The organism is Halomonas sp. 72, from assembly GCF_052379785.1.
GTDB classification, from domain to species: domain Bacteria; phylum Pseudomonadota; class Gammaproteobacteria; order Pseudomonadales; family Halomonadaceae; genus Vreelandella; species Vreelandella citrativorans.
In genome coordinates, this window is sequence record NZ_JBQSYY010000002.1 from 57,840 (window position 1) to 75,414 (window position 17,575).

Genomic DNA, 17,575 nt, shown 5'->3' on the forward strand with positions numbered 1-17,575 from the left:
CAGTTGTGCTCAGGCACGTTAAAACCGGCTTAGGCCGGTTTTAACGTGTTAGCCGTTTCGTTTTAGGAATACCCCACTCATGCGACTGTTTCAAACCCGTCCTGGAGACGACGGCCTGCCCGGGCCGGAGCGTGCCTTGGCGGTATTGGCTCTGATTACCGGCACGCTAATGGCGGTGATGGACACCACCATGATTAATTTGGCGCTGCCGACCATTGCCGCAGACTTAAACGCCTCTGCTGCACGCTCGGTGTGGATCACCAACATGTTTCAGGTGGTGTGTGCCGCCTTCTTGCTGGTGTTTGCCGGGGTCAGCGAGCTGGTAACGCGGCGGCGTATTTATCTGTTTGGGCTTGGCACGTTTATGGTGGGCGCATTAGGGGCGGCACTGTCGCGTAATTTAGAAACGCTGCTGGTGTTTCGTGCCTTGCAGGGGCTGGGCGCCGCTGCCACGCTCTCTATTGGCCCTTCGCTTTACCGGGCGATATTTCCCTCTCGCCTATTGGGTAGTGCGTTAGGGTTAAGTGCGCTTGTTGTCGCGGGGGGATATGCCGCAGGGCCAACGCTGAGCGGCGTCATTTTATCCTTTGCGGACTGGCCGTGGTTGTTTGCGCTTAATCTGCCCCTGGGGCTGTGCTCGTTATGGTTTGCCAAGCGCGCACTGCCTCGGGATAAGCCCCGGCAAGGAAGTTTTGATGTTCTGGGGGCGCTGTTGTCCATGCTGATGCTGGCGAGTTTCTTTCTGGCCATGGACGCGGTGGGGCACGCAGCACCGTTTGGCCTGGTGGGCGCCTGGATACTGCTTACCATAGCAAGTGCTGCCGGATTTATTATGCGCCAACGTCGCGCGCTTTATCCCTTGCTACCGCTGAGTATGTTTGCTGAAAAGCGCTTTACGCTTGCGGTATCCGCCTCAGGCCTTGCGTTTATTGGTCAGGGGCTGACCTTTGTCGCGCTGTCGTTTTATTATCAGGAGCAAATGGGGCTTTCGCCCCTGGAGACCGCTTGGCTGTTTACCCCGTGGCCGCTTGGGATCATGCTGGTAGGGCCGTTGGCGGGTCGTTTGGCGGATCGAATCAATCCAAGCGTGCTTTCAAGCACCGGCCTGGGGTTGATCATTATCGGTCTGGTCGCGTTGGCGCTGGTGGATGAAACCATGGGCGTCATGGAAAGCCTATGGCGTACGGCGCTGTGCGGTATCGGTTTTGGTCTGTTCCAGCCACCCAATAACCGCGAAATGATGGGCAGCCTTCCGGCGGAGCGCAGTGCCAGTGTGTCGGGCGTGATGAGCACTATTCGCACGGTAGGTCAGTCGTTAGGGGTGGCGATAGTCGGGGCGGCATTAGCGCTTGGGTTTGAGGTTCAGATAACCCTCTGGCTGGGAGCGGCGACGTCGTTTCTGGCGCTTTTGGCAAGCCTTTCAAGAGTGTCGCTTGCCCGGCGTGCACTGGTTGAACGCCGGGCATCGTCTGGTGGCTAGTAAGCGCGTACAATAAAAATGTTGAATATCGAGGAGAGCATTAATGACGGTGCAAGCACAGATTGAACAGAAGTTAGCGGCGCTAGTGCCTGAAGTAGTGCGCGTGGAGAACGAAAGCCACATGCACAGCGTGCCCGCCAACTCCGAAACCCACTTCAAGGTAACGCTGGTTAGTGACATTTTCGATGGCCTGATGCCGGTGAAGCGTCACCAGAAAATCTACGCACTGTTGGCCGATGAGCTTTCCGGCCCGGTGCACGCGCTAGCTCTGCATCTTTATACGCCGGTTGAATGGCAGGCGAGAGGTGGAGAACGTCCTGATTCACCCAACTGTCGTGGCGGCGGCCAGTGACGCCAGAGGTTACCCGGCGCCACTACCTGGATGCCATGGGCATTACCGCCTGGGCATCGCGCTATCAACTGCCCAATGCGCTGCCGACCGAAGCTTGCGAGTGGGATGAGACGCCGCCGGAAAGAGCGCCCCCGCGTGAGCGTCTCCAGGCGTTGCTTGACGATGCGCCAACCCCGCGTAGCGAGCCCAAGGCGCCGAGCGTTAACTCGCCTGCGCCAGCGCCTTCTTCAGTGCGTGCTTTGCTCGGCCAAGCGCCAGCGGATAAGCTGCCTACTGAACCAATGCCCGTTGAATCAGTACCCGTTGAAGCCGTACCTGGCTCGATGCCTGCGGTATCAGCTAAACCGCTGCAATTTTCGCTTTCCTGCGTGTGTATAGGACAGCGATGGTTGAGCTTGCACCCTGGCAAGATAACGCCCCAGGCGCAGCGCCTGCTTGCCAACATTTGGCAGGCCGTTGGTATCGCGCCGGATGCGTTGTCCAGCGTCACGCTGTTTAAGTGGCCGTTAATGGCCAATACCTTTGCAGAAGACCCTCTTGAAGAAGCCAGAGAAGGGCTCTCTGCGTTTATGTCAGGCTGTGCGAGTCGACAGGGCTGGGCGCTTGAGCGCGTACTTTGGTGGGGGGAGCAACCCGAAGACGATAGCGCTGCTGATATCCTTAGCGTTTTGAATATTCAGCAAGCGCGTAGCGATACGCTGGAACTGCCAATATGGCAGGGCGTAGCGCTTGAACATCTTGCTAAAAATGGCGCTGCCAAGCGTGACCTTTGGCCCCAGCTGTACGCATTAGGCCAGCAGTGGAAAACACTTAACGACCCCGAAAATGATCGCTGAGCTTCAGGCAAGCGACGGCCTACGCTTAGTCACTCTTGAAGCGCAGGCCCAAAGTGGAGCGAGTGAGCGCCAGCTTAATGTGGCATTAACCGATACGGATGCCTGCGTAGTGGGCTGTTTTCAAGAAAATGCCCTGGTAGGCTATGCGCTGGTCGCGCGCTTACCCTTTGATGCTGAGCTTCAAGCCATTGGTGTAGACCCTGCTCACCGCCATTTAGGGCTGGGGTATGGGTTAATGCAGGCAGTGATGTTAAAAGCGGCTGAGTGGCAAAGTGAGCGTGTACTGCTGGAAGTGCGGGCGAGCAACAAGGCTGCGATTAGCCTTTATCAACGTTTTGATTTTAAGGTGGATGGGCAGCGTAAAGGCTACTACCCGGCAGTACAGGGTGCCGCCGGGCGTGAAGACGCACTGCTAATGTCGCGTACGCTTAGTTAGCGATCCCTTCAAACTTGCTGAGTAAGCTGTTCAAACGGCGTTCCCACTCTTCGCGCTCTTGCTTGAGTTTGGTGTTTTCGTCGCGTAGCTCTTCATTTTCCAGCTTCATCATTTCCAACGCTTCCACCGTATCGGTGACTTTTTGCTCAAGCTGATTGAACAGTTCCAGGCTCATGTAAACCTCCAGGTTATGAAAACAAACAACAGGCGTGCCAACAGGTTGAATCAAGCGAGCGTAACGCCCGTAGGCGTCATCGGCAAGCGCTGTTTACGGGGTTTGGCGTTGATAAAGCCGGGCAGTACTTTCACCCGCTTGGGTTTCGCGGTGTAGCTGCCAGTTAGCAGGAGGCGTTGGGTCTAATGAGCGTTCGGTTTCTAGGTAAATCATGGCGTCGGGCGCGAGCCAGCCAAGAGTCTCCAGTGCGTTACAGCAACGTGTAGCAAGCCCCTGGTGAAAGGGTGGGTCAAGAAATACCAGGTGATAAGGGCTAGGCGGCTGGCTCAAGAACGTGTTTGCATCGCATGCAGTGACTTGGCCTCGGGTTGCGCCAAGCGTGGCCAGGTTTTGGGTAATATAGGCGGCTACACTGTTGTCACGTTCGATAAAGTCAACGTGAGCGGCACCGCGCGAAAGCGCTTCAATACCCAGTGCGCCGGTGCCCGCGAACAGGTCCAGCACATGTTGGCCATAGAGCTGCTGCCCCAGCCAGTTAAACAGCGTTTCACGTACTCTGTCTGGCGTTGGCCGTAAGCCGGGCCGGTCAAGCACAGGTAGCTGGCGGCGGCGAAAATCACCACCGATAATACGAAGCTTGCCAGGCTGCCGGGTGGGCGTGCCTTTGGAAGCGGATGGGCGAGAGGAGCGTTGTCGTGTCATATCGGGGATTGTAGCGGGCTACTTATCCAAAGTCTTGGTTGGCGGTGGTAGGATGGTCACAATGTTCACCTTTTAAGTCGGATGACTCCCATGTTTGGTTTTTTCAAACGTAAGAAAAAGCACGACTCCCAACAGGAGCCGCAAGAGCAACGCCCGCAGGAACTCAATGATGATGCGCAGCTTGACGAGCCGCCGCAGGAACCGCTAGCCGACGTTGAAAATGGCGCGCCGGTGACAGAGCCTGAGCCCGAGGTTAAGCCAGAGCCGCCTGAGCCTGAGGTCGAACCCGCGCCAGCGCCTTCTGAGACTAAGCCAGAGACGTCTGAGCCTGAGGTTGAGCCTGCGCCAGCGCCACCTGAAGTTAAGCCAGAACCGCCTGAACCTGAGGTTGAGCCCGCGCCAGCGCCACCTGACGTTAAGCCAGAACCGTCTGAGCCTGAGGTTGAGCCCGCACCTGCGCCACCTGAAGTTAAGCCAGAACCGCCTGAACCTGAGGTTGAGCCCGCGCCAGCGCCACCTGACGTTAAGCCAGAACCGTCTGAGCCGGAGGTTGAGCCCGCACCTGCGCCTCCCGAGGTGAAGCCGGAATCGCCGGAACCCGAAATTAAGCCAGCGCGTGAGCCCGACATTAGCCCGGTTCCTGAGCCTGAAGTCGACCCGGAACCGGCTGAGCTTGACGTTCAGCCGGAGGGCCAGCCCGAGCAGAAGCCTGCACTTCAAGAAAAGCCGGTGGCCACTAGTGGCGAGAAGAAGGGCTGGTTTGCGCGAATTAAGTCAGGCTTGGGCAAAACGCGCGCTAACTTAACCGACGGCATCGCCGATCTGTTTTTGGGAAAAAAGCAGATTGATGATGAGCTTTTAGAGGATCTGGAAACCCAGCTGCTGATGGCGGATGTGGGGATTGAAGCGACCAGCGAGATTATTGGACGCCTTGAAGCACGCGTCTCGCGTAAAGAGTTGAATAACCCTGAGGCGCTTTATCGTGCGCTTCAGGAAGAGCTGGCTGCCATGCTTGGGCAGGTGGCAACGCCGCTGGATATGAATAAGCAAACGGACGGCCCCTTTGTGATTTTGGTAGTAGGGGTGAACGGCGTGGGTAAAACCACGACGATTGGCAAGCTGACCCAGCGTTTTCAGCGCGAGGGAAAAAGCGTCATGTTGGCCGCAGGGGATACCTTCCGGGCGGCGGCGGTTGAGCAGCTTAAGGTGTGGGGAGAGCGCAATAGCGTACCGGTCATCGCTCAACATACTGGCGCCGATAGCGCTTCGGTCATTTATGATGCTGTCGCCGCCGCCAAAGCGCGCGGCGTGGATATCCTTATTGCCGATACGGCAGGTCGCTTGCACAACAAAAGCCATCTGATGGAAGAGTTAAAGAAAGTCCATCGTGTGATGCAAAAGCTCGATACCACAGCGCCGCATGAAGTGATGCTGGTGCTGGATGCAGGTACGGGGCAAAACGCGATTGCGCAGGCGAGCACATTCCACGAAGCTGTGCCCATCACGGGGATTACGCTAACCAAGCTGGACGGTACGGCCAAAGGGGGAATTATTTTTGCCTTGGCCAAACAGCTTGAGACGCCCATCCGCTTTATCGGCGTAGGCGAAGGGCTGGACGATTTACGCCCCTTCGAGGCAGACGACTTCGTTAGCGCACTGTTTGACCGCCAAGAGGACGATGCCAGCGCATGATCGCTTTTGAGCATGTCGGCAAGCGCTATGGAGGGCGCTTTGAAGCCCTGGCGCATCTGGACTTTCGTGTGGCCCGCGGTGAAATGGTGTTTTTGACCGGTCACTCGGGCGCGGGTAAAAGCTCTTTGCTGCGCTTGATTATGCGACTTGAAAAGCCTAGCCGTGGGCGTGTGATCGTGGCGGGGCACGATATTGCCCAGCTTCATGCAAGCCAGGTGCCTTTTTATCGGCGCCAGATTGGGGTGGTGTTTCAGGATCACCAACTGCTGTTTGATAGAAGCGTGTTTCATAACGTCTCGCTGCCGCTGGATATTCAAGGCATTGAGCCACGGGAGTCGGCGCGCCGCGTGCGCGCCGCGCTCGATAAAGTAGGGCTTTTACACCGTGAGAAGGCCCTGCCCGTTGAGCTTTCCGGTGGTGAGCAGCAGCGTGTTGGCATTGCCCGAGCGGTGGTTAATAAGCCCGCGCTTCTCCTGGCCGATGAGCCAACCGGTAACCTGGACCCCCAGCTTTCCGCCGATATCATGGCGCTTTTTGAAGACTTCAATCGCATCGGCACCACGGTAATGATCGCAAGTCACGACCTCGCGCTGATTGCTCGCTTGCGCCACCGTATTTTGCGCTTGCGTGATGGGCGCTTAGTGGCTGATGAGGGCGCAGTATGAAACCATCGGCAACACCGCGTCGCGCAAAAGGCGCTGCACCGAAAGCGGGGCGCAAAGTATCTACCCAGCGTCAGGAAGCCCCACCTCCCAAACGGCGCGGAGCCAATTCGCAGCAAACGCGTTTTTCAAGCCGTTTACGTGCCTGGGGGCGCCACCATCGGGCGATGAGTTGGGACAGCTTTTATCGGCTGTTGCGCCACCCCGTCGGCAGCCTGCTGACAATGCTCGCGATTGCCATTGCCCTCGTGCTTCCGGCTGCGCTGTGGCTGACGCTGGATAGTGCTCGATTGCTGGATGCCGAGCTGGATGAGAGCGCAACCCTCACGGTGTACTTAGAAGCCACCGTTGACCCGGCTCAAGCGGCGCGGATTGATGAGGCGGTAAGCGCTGAGCAGGCGGTGCTAGAGACGCGCTTGATCAGTGCCGAGCAGGGCATGGTCGAGTTTCAAGAGTCGCTGGGGCTGGATGATGCGCTGGCGGGGCTGGATGCTAATCCGCTTCCCGCGAGCATCGTGGTGCGTCCACAAAGCGTGGAGCTGGCATCCATGGAGCAACTGTCTGTTTCGTTAGCCTCTCTGACAGGCGTTGATGAGGTTCGGGTGGATTTGGCCTGGGTGGAGCGCTTACGCCATTTGGCTGCACTTGGCCGACGCGTTGCGTTAGCGCTAGGTCTGCTGTTTGGATTAGGGGTGCTCTTGGTGGTCGGTAATACGATTCGCTTGGCCGTTGAAAGCCGACGCCGCGAAATCGAGGTGGTCATGCTGATTGGTGCCACGCACGCTTTTGTACGTCGCCCGTTTTTATACAGCGGGGCGTGGTATGGTCTTGGGGGCGGTATATTGTCGCTGGGTTTGCTGGGCTTGGGGAATCACTGGCTGTCGCTGCCGGTCGCCGCGTTAGCGGCTAGCTATGGTGCAAGCTTTTCGTTGCCGCAGCTGGATATCACAGGCTCTACAATTTTGCTATCCTGCAGTACACTATTAGGTTGGTTGGGCGCTTGGCTGGCAGTGACCCGTCATCTTTCCAGTATCCGCCCCCGCTAAGCGTGTGTGGCGCTGTCTGCGAACGGTAATAATGTTTTATTACTCTGGCTAGCGCCGACGCAATCTGGCTTAAGCCGATAGCACATTTCGGCAAAACAGGCAGCAGAAACAAGTGAACTTTGCCGCTTAGGCAAGGTCTTAATGGTTAATTGAGGCGTGCGGACGTAAATACAACGACGTCATTACAACTACGTACGTCAATCACGATAGATGATAAGGGAGACCACCTGCACATGAGCACTAGTCTTCTACCGGTGGGACAGCTTTCTCCAGGTCACGACTTGGGCGGCTACATTCGAGCAGTTAACGGCATTTCGGTGCTGAGCGTTGAGGAAGAGCGCGAACTTGCTTTTCGTCTTTATGATGAAGCTGATTTAGAGGCTGCGCGCCGCTTGGTTCTCTCGCACTTGCGCTTTGTTGTGCATATTGCTCGCAGTTATTCAGGCTATGGGTTGCCCCAGGCAGACCTGATTCAGGAAGGTAACGTCGGCTTGATGAAAGCCGTAAAGCGTTTTGATCCTAACCAGGGGGTACGCCTGGTATCGTTTGCGGTTCATTGGATCAAGGCTGAGATACACGAATTTGTACTGCGTAACTGGCGGATTGTTAAAATCGCCACGACGAAAGCTCAGCGTAAGCTGTTCTTTAACCTGCGCAGCGCCAAGAAGCGCCTTGCCTGGTTGAACAACGATGAAGTAGATGCCATCGCTAAAGACCTCGACGTTAAGCCGGAAGTCGTGCGGGATATGGAAGGCCGCCTTTCCGCTTATGATGCAGGCTATGATGCTTCACCGAGCGATGACGAAGAGAGCACGTATCAGGCGCCCGCTTACTTTTTGGATGACGCCTCTGCTGACCCGGCGACCAAGCTTGAAGACAGTGATTTTGAGGAAGACTCAACGCGCCGTCTGCAGCTTGCTTTAAAAGGCCTGGATGAGCGTTCGCGGGATATTTTGCAGCGCCGCTGGCTGACCGATAATAAAGCGACCCTGCATGATTTGGCCGATGTGTACGGCGTTAGCGCTGAACGTATTCGCCAGCTTGAGAAAAACGCGATGAAAAAGCTGCGCCAAAAGATGGGCGATGCTATCGCGGCGTAAGTCTACGTAGTTAGCTGTTCATCGCCAAAAACCGGCCTCTATCAATTAGAGCGCCGGTTTTTTTATGGCTGTTTTATGCGTATGAAGTGGTTTTTTAACGCCGTGCTCTGACATATTTCCACAGCCCGCCACCAGGCAGTATTAACGCGATAAAGCAGCAGGCTGCTGCGGGCGCTGCAACGTCCAAAAACGAGTCCAACGTCCAGTGATTGAATAAACCATAGAAGTACCACACCTCGTTGGGCCCGCCACCCACATATTCATGCTGGGCTATCTCGCGGCCTAAAAAGACGGCCACCACCAAATAACCCGCCACCCAGCGGCCAACAAACGGCCATAGCAAGCCTTGAAAGATCAGCGCGATAATCGTGTGCTCAAGGTGGGTAATATTCAAAAGTGCCTTCCTGTGGCAGGGGAGAGAGCATGTTAACAAAGAATGAGCCAACGTCCCTGTTGACCAACTTGATACTCTTAGGCGGGTTGTGGCGCTTCGAGCAGTAACTGCCTTGATAGAAGCGTCCACTGATCTTCCCAGTACTCAGTGGGCAGGCGTTTAAAGTCGCTGCGCACGTATTGAGAAATGCGTCCTTCCGCTTGGGCGGCGAGCAGGTTAGCGGCCGCTGAGGCCGGAATGCTGGCGCGGCGCCCTTCGCGCAGTTCGGCCTCACGAATAATCTGCTTGAGTTGTAGTTCCAAACGCTCAAATAGCTGATGAACGCGCTGGCGCAGGCGGGCTGTTTCGCCGGTCAATACATCGCCGCCCATCACTCGGGCAAGTCCTGGGTTCTTTTCGGCAAAGCCCAGTAGTAGTGCCAGAATAGTGCCGCAGCGGGGGATGGCGTCGGGTACCTCTTCTAAAATACGCGTAATGCGCGCAAAAATGCTTTCTTCAATAAAGTCGATTAAGCCCTCAAACATTCGCGCTTTGCTGGGAAAGTGGCGGTACAGTGCTGCCTCGGAAACGCCGACCTGGCGTGCAAGGGCGGCCGTGGTAATACGCTTTCCACTATCTTCTTCCAGCATTAACGCGAGTGCTTGAAGGATCTGCTCGCGACGGCGAGGTTTACGGTCGTCACTCATGACGTTAGCCCTCCGTTGCAGTTAGCTCGCGTCGGTAATAAGCGTACCTACGCCAGCGTTGGTGAAAATCTCCAACAACACTGCATGGGGAACACGACCGTCGATAATATGCGCACTGTTAACACCATTTTTAACGGCATCAAGCGCACAGCGTATTTTGGGCAGCATGCCGCCATAAATGGTGCCGTCGGCAATCAGGGCATCCACTTGAAGCGTGCTTAGCCCGGTTAATACCTTGCCTTCCGCATCCATGAGGCCGGCGACGTTGGTCAGTAGCATTAGCTTTTCAGCGTTTAATGCCTCGGCTAATTTACCCGCCACCAGGTCGGCGTTAATGTTGTAACTATGGCCTTCATCGTCAACGCCGATGGGCGCGATCACTGGAATAAAGTCGCGGGCAGCGAGCATTTCGATCAGGTCTGTTGAAATGGACTCGACTTCGCCCACATGCCCAATATCGATAATTTCCGGAACGGTCATTTCGGGGCTTTGGTGCTCGACCTTTAGCTGGCGAGCACGAATTTGTGCGCCATCCTTCCCCGTTAGGCCTATTGCCTTGCCACCGCTTTGGTTAATCAGGTTGACGATGCTTTTGTTCACCAGTCCGCCCAGTACCATTTCAACCACGTCCATGGTCTGGGAATCGGTCACGCGCATCCCGTTCACAAAGCGCGATTCGATATTAAGCTTTTCAAGCAGGCTGCCAATTTGCGGACCGCCGCCATGAACCACTACGGGATTAATGCCAACTTCTTTCATTAGCACGATATCACGTGCGAAAGAGTTGATGAGCGTGTCTTCAGTCATCGCATTGCCGCCGTACTTGACCACAACGGTTTTGCCGGAGAACTGCTGAATATAGGGGAGTGCTTCGGAAAGCACCTCCACAACGACCTGCGGGTCGCGACTGGCTGAATTCATCATGTTGTCCCTTGCTTGCTGTTTTCTTTTATCCAGATGATACGTGGCTAATGAATATTGTTATCGTGCTGCATATCACGAGTGCGCGGTTAAGCTGGCATCTCGGGAATTTTGAGTGCCGGTGCCACACGAGCTAACGCGTTGACAAAACATTCCCGTATACGCATTAGTGCCACGGCATTTTTCCCTTCAAAGCGCATCACCAAGGCAGGTGTCGTGTTGGATGCGCGACATAGGCCCCAGCCATCGGGGTAATCAACGCGAATGCCATCCAACGTGGTTTTAATACCTTCGCCGAAGTCACCTTCACGGGCAAGTGCCTCGATCAGGCCAAATTTTTCGTCATCACTAACGATTATATTAATTTCTGGCGTGCTTGGATCTTGAGGAAAGCGGTCAAAAAAGGCGTCTGCATCTTCGTTATAAAGCGCCAGAATTTCCAGCAGGCGCGCGGCGGAATAAAGGCCGTCATCAAAACCATACCAGCGTTCTTTGAAGAAAATATGGCCGCTCATTTCCCCGCCCAGCAGAGCGTTAGTTGCCTTCATGCGCGCTTTAATCAGCGAATGGCCGGTACGCCACATTTCTGGCTCGCCGCCCGCTTCGCTAATGACTCGGGCAAGGTTGCCCGTACATTTAATATCATAGACCACCCTGGCGCTTGGGTTGCGCGAAAGCATGTCGGTCGCAAAGGCCATCAGGAGGTGGTCAGCGTAGATGATGCGGCCGCGCGGTGTAACAACGGCAACTCGGTCGCCATCACCGTCAAAGGCAAGCCCGATATCCGCGCCGGTTGTCTGAACACTCTTGATCAGGTCTTGCAGGTTTTCAGGCTTGCCGGGGTCAGGGTGGTGGTTAGGAAAATGGCCGTCAATCTCACCAAACAAGACCGTTGTTTCAACCCCCAGCTGCTTGATTAGCTCGGGTCCTAGCTCACCGGCGACGCCGTTACCACAGTCTACAACAGCTTTGATAGGGCGCTTAACGCTAACATCTTCCAAAATACGGGTAAGGTACGCGTGCCGGATGTCGTATTGATGAATGCTGCCCTGGCCGCTGGTGAGGTCATGGGTGTGAATGCGTTCATACAGCGCGGCAATAGCGTCGCCTGATAACGTCTCACCTGCCAGGACAATTTTGAAGCCATTGTAGTCGGGCGGGTTATGGCTGCCGGTCACCATGACCCCTGAGCAGCTCTCAGGCATCACGTGGGTGGCAAAGTAGAGAACAGGCGTGGGCACCATGCCGATATCAATAACATCGCGCCCAGCGGCTGTTAAGCCTCGAATCAGGGCGGCTTGCAGGCGCTCGCCGGATAAGCGGCCGTCTCTGGCAACGATGACACTCTGCTCACCCCGGGCGGCCGCTTCTGAACCAATCGCACGGCCAATCCACTCTGCGGTGGATTCGCTCAGCGTGTTATCGACAATGCCGCGGATATCATAGGCACGAAAAATCGAAGCAGGTACATCCATTGGCTACTCCTGTCAGTGCGTAACGTTCGCCCGAGCCTTGTTAATGACGGACAGTATTAATGCCGACCCGTATTAATGACGGCCAGTGCTGCCAAATCCGCCGCCGCCTCGGGTGGAGTCGGTAAAGGCATCAACAATAGAGAGTTCTGCTTGCACTACCGGCACGAGAACATACTGGGCTAGCCGCTCAAAAGGCGACAGTGTAAAAGCGCTTTGGCCGCGGTTCCACACCGAAATCATCAGCTCACCCTGGTAGTCTGAATCGATCAGACCTACCAGATTGCCCAATACAATGCCGTGTTTATGGCCCAGGCCCGAGCGGGGAAGAATCATGCCAGCAAGGCTTGGGTCTTCAATATAGATGGCAAGACCCGTTCGTACGAGTTGGCATTCGCCAGGATTGAGCGTTAGCGGTTCGTCGAGCAGCGCCCGCAGGTCCATGCCCGCAGAGCCATCAGTGGCGTAGTGCGGCATGTGGTCGTGTAAGCGCTCATCAAGCACTTTGCACTGCAGGCGGGGACGGGTGGTCATGTAGAACTCCAACATTTAAAAACGATAGTAAAAAGGATATTAAAAACAGCTTTAAAAACAGATGCTAAAGACTAGAGCAGCGCTAGCGCCTGACGAACAATGACCTGCGCAAGCTGAGTTTTTGGCTGAGGGGATTCCAAACGCTGCTCGGTGCCTTGCGCTGTTCGCCAGAGCAGCAGCGCGGTATTCTCATTGCTGCCAAAGCCCAGGCCCGATTGAGAGACGTCATTGGCGACAATCATATCAAGCCCCTTGCGGTTAAGCTTATCGTGGGCGTAATGCTCCAGTTGCTGTGTCTCTGCGGCAAACCCTACGACCAAGGGGCGTTGTTCGGTAGGCAGCGCGGCCACATCGGCAATGATGTCAGGATTTTTGATCAGTGTAAGCGTGAACGTATCGCTATCTTCCTGCTTTTTAAGCTTGTGCTCGGCAGGCGATGCCGAGCGATAATCAGCCACTGCCGCGCAGCCAATAAATAACGCCGCCTCAGGCGCCCGGTGCATGGCTTCTTGATGCATTTGCTCGGCCGATTCAACGTCAATACGCGTAACGCCGTTGGGCGTTGGTAGAGCCACAGGCCCGCTAATCAGAGTAACCGTAGCGCCCTGCGCCACCGCAGCCGCCGCCAAGGCGTAGCCCATTTTACCTGAGCTGTGATTGGATAGGTAACGCACGGGATCAAGCGCTTCACGGGTAGGGCCTGCGGTAATGACTACATGAGGGGCGTTGCCCGCCTGGGGGGCACCTGAAAAGAGGCGTGCAACAACCTCAAAGATAGCATCAGGCTCGCTCATACGTCCTGGACCTACATCGCCACATGCCTGGTCGCCCGCCGCGGGGCCGATAAGTTGCCAGCCATCAGCGTGCAGTTGCGCTACATTGCGTTGCGTCGCCGGGTGGCGCCACATGGCCTGGTTCATGGCCGGGGCGATCAGCCTGGGGGCTTCACTGGCCAGGCACAGCGTGGTGAGTAAATCATCCGCCATGCCGTGGACCAGTCGAGCCATCAGGTCCGCCGTTGCGGGAGCGATCAGGATAGTATCCGCCCAGCGGGCGAGCTCAATATGCCCCATCCCGGCTTCCGCTTCCGGGTCAAGCAGAGACGAGCGCACCGGCTCGCCGGATAACGCCTGTAGTGTCAGTGGCGTAATAAACGCCTGAGCACCACTGGTCATTACCACACGCACTTCACAACCGGCTTGTTTAAGCAGCCGCACGATCAGCGCGCTTTTGTAAGCCGCTATGCCTGCACTAATGCCCAACAGAATGCGTTTACCTGCAAGCGTTGAGAGCGTCGTTGGAGTAACAGAGGCAGAAACAGAAACCATGGTAAAGGGCCCACATGCGCGTTCTTAAAGAGGCTTACCATACCATTCGTCTTGCTAATTTGGCATGTTGCTACAAATAATGCGTAAGCCAGGTTTACTGAGCTTTTTGCGTACATGTCTTTGGGGTGAGGAGGTAGGGGGATGGGGATAAATCATTGGCCGGAGGGTGAGCGGCCGCGAGAAAAGCTATTAACCATGGGCGCGCAGACGCTTTCTGATGCAGAGTTGCTGGCGATTTTCTTGCGCGTGGGCGTGCAGGGGCGCTCAGCGGTTGATTTGGCGCGTGATCTGCTCACCGCATTTGGCGGCCTGCGTCCGCTGCTGGAAGCGGACCAGGCAAGCTTTTGCGCGGCGCACGGTTTGGGGAGTGCCAAATTTGCCCAACTGCAGGCCACGCTTGAGATTTCAAAACGCCATTTAGCCAGCCAATTGGCACGTGGCAACGCGCTGACATCGCCTGAACTGGTGCGTCATTACCTGAGCTCTCAACTGCGCCATTTGGGGCATGAGGAGTTCGCGGTAATTTTTTTAGACACGCAGCACCGAATTATTCGCTATGAATCCCTGTTTCGCGGTACCCTAGACAGCGCCTCCGTTTACCCCCGCGAAGTTGCCAAGCGCGCATTAGAACTTAGCGCTGGCGCCGTTATCCTGGCCCACAATCACCCCTCCGGTGTGGCTGAGCCAAGCGATGCTGACCGTCGTATCACCGAACGCTTAAAAGAGGCCCTTGGCCTCTTTGACGTACGTGTCTTGGATCATTTCGTGGTGGGAGATGGAGACGTGGTCTCTTTTGCTGAGCGCGGCTGGCTATAGGCAGTAGATAGAGGGCAGGCATTTAATGTCAGCTGTCTAGGTAAAATACCTAAAAAGTGGCTTTTTTACGCCTTTTTAGACGGTTTTACTTGCCGGTGGTCCGGTGCTCTGGTATAAAGTGCCACCTTTAAACTTGGGTTGAATAACGGATTTGGGTACAGCTAGACGGTTAACGGCGTCGACTCCCTCTCTTCCGGTTTGCCCGACAGTTTTGAACACTCAGGCTTATATCCTGGCCAAGCGGTTGGAGGCTCTCATGTCCAAAGTATGTCAGGTTACCGGCAAGCGTCCGGTAACTGGTAATAACGTTTCACACTCCCAGCGTAAGACACGTCGTCGTTTCTTGCCGAACCTGCACTCCCATCGTTTTTGGGTTGAAGCCGAAAACCGCTTCGTCAAGCTGCGCGTTTCCTCCAAGGGCATGCGCATCATTGACAAGAAAGGTATCGAGACGGTTCTGGCTGATATCCGTAAGCGCGGCGACGCCATCTAAGACAGCATTTTTGGGAGAGTAAAACCATGCGCGATAAGATCAAGCTGGTGTCCAGTGCCGGTACAGGCCACTTCTACACCACTGATAAGAACAAGCGGAACACGCCGGATAAGTTCGAATTCAAGAAATACGACCCGGTTGTCCGTAAGCACGTTATCTACAAGGAAGCCAAGATCAAGTAATCGCGTAAGCGATGATGATCGGCTTCCACTGCAGGCGAGCGCCTGTTGAAAAACCCGGCCCGTGCCGGGTTTTTGCATACATGGGGTTTGCAGATGCAGGCGACTTAATAGTGGCTCCGCATTGCCTGCCTTGTAAGTGCCTATCCTGTCGATATCCCTATCGTTAATCAGGTTCTCTTCATGCCCGAACTGCCCGAAGTCGAAACTACCAAGCGCGGTATTGCTCCCTATCTGGAAGGCCAGGAAATTACCGAGGTGCGTGTTCGCCAGCCGCGCTTGCGTGTTCCGGTGCCTGACGATTTGGCTGAGCGTTTGGTCGGTGCGCGCATCGGCACCCTGACGCGGCGTGCCAAATACCTGCAAATCCCCGTGAAGCAGTCGCCAAACGATGCAACGTTGCTGTGGCACCTGGGAATGTCGGGCAGTTTGCGCATTGCCCAAGTGGGGGATATCCCCAAAAAGCATGATCATGTCGATGTGGTCACCGCAGACGGCTATGTGTTGCGCTATCATGACCCACGTCGCTTTGGTTTTGTGGATTGGCAGTTAGGCGATGGGACGGCAGACCGGCGCCTTGTCCACCTTGGGCCTGAGCCGTTTGATGAGGCCTTTAATGGCCAGTGGCTATATGCGCTTTCGCGTAACAAGCGCGTGGCGGTAAAACCCTTTTTAATGGATAACCGGGTCGTGGTGGGCGCGGGGAATATTTACGCCACTGAAGCGCTGTTCATGGCCGGTATTGACCCACGTCGTGCAGCCGGGCGTATTTCTCTTGCCCGCTATGAGCAGTTGGCGGCGGCTGTGAAAGAAGTATTGGCGGCGGCTATCACTCAAGGTGGTACCACGCTGCGCGATTTTGTGAGCGGCCAGGGTGAGCCTGGTTATTTTGCTCAGCGGTTAAATGTTTATGGGCGCCAGGGGCAACCCTGCTTACGCTGCGGTAGGGAGCTTCGGCGTATTACGCTTGGCCAGCGCGCCAGTGTGTTTTGCCCTGGCTGTCAGCATTGATAGCTGATTACCCTTTTGTTATCTGTTGTCTACGCTTTTGGAGACTGTTGTGACTCAACGCCTGCGCTTAAATAAAAACGCCGATCGCCGCTTAAAAGCAGGCCATCTGTGGATCTACTCCAACGAAGTGGATATTAAAGAAACGCCGCTTAAGAATTTCACTGCTGGCGAAACCGCGTTGGTCGAGGCCTCTAACGGTAAAGTCCTGGGCGTGGCGTATATCAATCCGCACTCGCTGATTGCGGGCCGCGTGATGTCCCGTGATCCGGACATGCGTCTGGACCGTTCGCTGTTTGTACACCGTTTCAATCAAGCGCTGTCACTGCGTCAGCGTTTATATGCCAAGCCTTTTTACCGCCTGATTCACGGTGAGGGTGACCTGCTGCCAGGTCTGGTGATTGACCGTTTTGGCGATGTATTGGTTGTTCAGCTAAATACCGCCGGCATGCAGGCGCTGGCCGATGAGATTGTCGATGCGCTTGAGAAAGTGGTTAAGCCTGACGTCATCGTGTTCCGTAACGATACCGGCGGGCGTCGTCAGGAAGGGCTGGAAGCTCACGTCGACGTAGTGAAAGGCACACTGCCCGACGAAGTATTGATCGAAGAGAACGGTACACGCTTTGCCGTGCCGGTGCTTAATGGTCAGAAAACCGGTTGGTTCTTTGATCACCGCGAGAACCGCGCCTGGCTGAACCGTCAGGTGGCTGGCAAGCGCGTGCTGGATGTCTTTAGCTATGTGGGTGGCTGGGGTGTCCAGGCGGCGGCCAATGGCGCCTCTGAGGTGCTGTGTATCGATGCTTCAGGCCCCGCGCTTGAGCAAGTGGCGCGAAATGCTGAGCTTAACGGTGTGCAAGAGCAGGTCGCCATTGGCGAAGGCGATGCCTTTGAAGCTTTGGCAGCACTGAAGGCCGACGGCGAACAGTTCGACGTGGTGGTTCTGGATCCGCCGGCGTTTATCAAGAAGCGTAAGGATATTCCTAATGGCGAGCGGGCCTATGCGCGCTTGAATCGCGAAGCGATGCGTTTGCTGGGCCGCGATGGCCTGTTGCTTTCAGCGTCGTGCTCCATGCACCTAGGGGAAGATCGCTTGGTAGATGTCGTGCGAGGCGCGGTACGTCATCAGGATCGCCATGGGCAGGTGATCTTCCAGGGCCATCAAGGGCCAGATCACCCCATTCACCCGGCCATTCCAGAAACCGCTTATCTTAAAGCGTTGGGCGTGCGCGTGTTTCGCGATTAATCCATTGAGTCATTAGGCGG

Annotated in this window: 21 protein-coding genes; 13 read left to right on the top strand and 8 right to left on the bottom strand. The window is 55.7% G+C overall.

All coding sequences use genetic code 11. The features are described 5' to 3' along the window. Positions 1–79: 79 nt before the first annotated feature. From ACT3T6_RS02180 to ACT3T6_RS02195, 4 genes are read left to right on the top strand one after another with little or no spacing between them, the layout of a single operon-like run. Positions 80–1,480 (top strand): MFS transporter, encoded by a 1,401-nt coding sequence (locus tag ACT3T6_RS02180; protein WP_193055189.1) that lies wholly within the window; start codon positions 80–82, stop codon positions 1,478–1,480. Positions 1,481–1,523: 43 nt separating this feature from the next. After that, complete coding sequence (locus ACT3T6_RS02185) at positions 1,524–1,832, top strand: BolA family protein (protein ID WP_172118521.1); 309 nt, start codon at positions 1,524–1,526, stop codon at positions 1,830–1,832. Beyond that, positions 1,829–2,668, top strand: coding sequence for a hypothetical protein (locus ACT3T6_RS02190; protein WP_193055190.1), 840 nt, complete (start codon positions 1,829–1,831; stop codon positions 2,666–2,668). The genes ACT3T6_RS02185 and ACT3T6_RS02190 overlap by 4 nt, the downstream gene beginning before the upstream one ends. Continuing rightward, entirely contained in the window at positions 2,658–3,104 is a 447-nt protein-coding gene (locus ACT3T6_RS02195; RefSeq protein ID WP_193055191.1) for a GNAT family N-acetyltransferase, read from the top strand. Before ACT3T6_RS02190 ends, ACT3T6_RS02195 begins: the two co-directional genes overlap by 11 nt. On the opposite strand, the gene zapB is transcribed toward ACT3T6_RS02195, so the two are convergent. Together zapB and rsmD are read right to left on the bottom strand one after the other, a co-directional pair. Beyond that, entirely contained in the window at positions 3,097–3,279 is a 183-nt protein-coding gene (gene zapB, locus ACT3T6_RS02200) for a cell division protein ZapB (RefSeq protein ID WP_172118518.1), read from the bottom strand. The two genes, ACT3T6_RS02195 and zapB, sit on opposite strands and share 8 nt — an antisense overlap. 93 nt (positions 3,280–3,372) lie before the next feature. After that, complete coding sequence (gene rsmD / locus ACT3T6_RS02205; protein ID WP_172118517.1) at positions 3,373–3,981, bottom strand: 16S rRNA (guanine(966)-N(2))-methyltransferase RsmD; 609 nt, start codon at positions 3,979–3,981, stop codon at positions 3,373–3,375. 90 nt (positions 3,982–4,071) lie between these two features. Between rsmD and ftsY the strand changes: the two genes are divergently transcribed. From ftsY to rpoH, 4 genes are all read left to right on the top strand, one after another. Next, positions 4,072–5,673: a signal recognition particle-docking protein FtsY gene (gene ftsY, locus ACT3T6_RS02210; protein WP_193055192.1), complete on the top strand. Its 1,602-nt coding sequence runs from the start codon at positions 4,072–4,074 to the stop codon at positions 5,671–5,673. Next, positions 5,670–6,338, top strand: coding sequence for a cell division ATP-binding protein FtsE (ftsE, locus tag ACT3T6_RS02215; protein ID WP_087110053.1), 669 nt, complete (start codon positions 5,670–5,672; stop codon positions 6,336–6,338). Before ftsY ends, ftsE begins: the two co-directional genes overlap by 4 nt. Continuing rightward, the gene (ftsX, locus tag ACT3T6_RS02220) at positions 6,335–7,381 is read left to right on the top strand and encodes a permease-like cell division protein FtsX (RefSeq protein ID WP_193055193.1); all 1,047 of its coding nucleotides are present in this window, start codon (positions 6,335–6,337) and stop codon (positions 7,379–7,381) included. Before ftsE ends, ftsX begins: the two co-directional genes overlap by 4 nt. A gap of 233 nt (positions 7,382–7,614) precedes the next feature. Continuing rightward, positions 7,615–8,481 carry an RNA polymerase sigma factor RpoH gene (gene rpoH, locus ACT3T6_RS02225; protein ID WP_087110047.1) on the top strand — a complete coding sequence of 289 codons (867 nt, stop codon included), beginning with the start codon at positions 7,615–7,617 and terminating at the stop codon, positions 8,479–8,481. A gap of 94 nt (positions 8,482–8,575) precedes the next feature. Here the strand turns inward: rpoH and ACT3T6_RS02230 are convergent, their stop codons facing one another. The 6 genes from ACT3T6_RS02230 to coaBC form a co-directional block, all read right to left on the bottom strand. Further along, on the bottom strand, positions 8,576–8,875 hold the full coding sequence (locus ACT3T6_RS02230) for a hypothetical protein (protein WP_193055194.1): 300 nt from the start codon (positions 8,873–8,875) through the stop codon (positions 8,576–8,578). A gap of 77 nt (positions 8,876–8,952) precedes the next feature. Continuing rightward, positions 8,953–9,561 (bottom strand): nucleoid occlusion factor SlmA, encoded by a 609-nt coding sequence (slmA, locus tag ACT3T6_RS02235; RefSeq protein ID WP_087110043.1) that lies wholly within the window; start codon positions 9,559–9,561, stop codon positions 8,953–8,955. A 21-nt stretch (positions 9,562–9,582) separates the two neighbouring features. Beyond that, a complete protein-coding gene (argB, locus tag ACT3T6_RS02240; protein ID WP_193055420.1) occupies positions 9,583–10,482 on the bottom strand; it encodes an acetylglutamate kinase in 900 nt (299 codons plus the stop codon). A gap of 89 nt (positions 10,483–10,571) precedes the next feature. Then, positions 10,572–11,957, bottom strand: a complete 1,386-nt coding sequence (locus ACT3T6_RS02245; RefSeq protein WP_193055195.1) for a phosphomannomutase/phosphoglucomutase — start codon at positions 11,955–11,957, stop codon at positions 10,572–10,574. Between the two features lie 72 nt (positions 11,958–12,029). Next, positions 12,030–12,488: a dUTP diphosphatase gene (gene dut, locus ACT3T6_RS02250; RefSeq protein WP_087110037.1), complete on the bottom strand. Its 459-nt coding sequence runs from the start codon at positions 12,486–12,488 to the stop codon at positions 12,030–12,032. A 71-nt stretch (positions 12,489–12,559) separates the two neighbouring features. Beyond that, positions 12,560–13,816, bottom strand: coding sequence for a bifunctional phosphopantothenoylcysteine decarboxylase/phosphopantothenate--cysteine ligase CoaBC (gene coaBC / locus ACT3T6_RS02255; protein ID WP_193055196.1), 1,257 nt, complete (start codon positions 13,814–13,816; stop codon positions 12,560–12,562). A gap of 141 nt (positions 13,817–13,957) precedes the next feature. Here coaBC and radC point away from each other — a divergent pair, with 141 nt between their 5' ends. The 5 genes from radC to ACT3T6_RS02280 all read left to right on the top strand — a co-directional run bounded on the left by radC (position 13,958) and on the right by ACT3T6_RS02280 (position 17,555). Then, complete coding sequence (gene radC, locus ACT3T6_RS02260; RefSeq protein ID WP_172118509.1) at positions 13,958–14,632, top strand: RadC family protein; 675 nt, start codon at positions 13,958–13,960, stop codon at positions 14,630–14,632. 256 nt (positions 14,633–14,888) lie between these two features. Then, positions 14,889–15,125, top strand: coding sequence for a 50S ribosomal protein L28 (rpmB, locus tag ACT3T6_RS02265; RefSeq protein ID WP_172118508.1), 237 nt, complete (start codon positions 14,889–14,891; stop codon positions 15,123–15,125). 26 nt (positions 15,126–15,151) lie between these two features. Further along, positions 15,152–15,307: a 50S ribosomal protein L33 gene (gene rpmG, locus ACT3T6_RS02270; protein ID WP_009098622.1), complete on the top strand. Its 156-nt coding sequence runs from the start codon at positions 15,152–15,154 to the stop codon at positions 15,305–15,307. A 180-nt stretch (positions 15,308–15,487) separates the two neighbouring features. Continuing rightward, on the top strand, positions 15,488–16,315 hold the full coding sequence (gene mutM / locus ACT3T6_RS02275; protein ID WP_172118507.1) for a bifunctional DNA-formamidopyrimidine glycosylase/DNA-(apurinic or apyrimidinic site) lyase: 828 nt from the start codon (positions 15,488–15,490) through the stop codon (positions 16,313–16,315). A 49-nt stretch (positions 16,316–16,364) separates the two neighbouring features. Continuing rightward, positions 16,365–17,555, top strand: coding sequence for a class I SAM-dependent rRNA methyltransferase (locus ACT3T6_RS02280; RefSeq protein WP_172118506.1), 1,191 nt, complete (start codon positions 16,365–16,367; stop codon positions 17,553–17,555). The last annotated feature ends 20 nt before the right edge of the window (positions 17,556–17,575 follow it).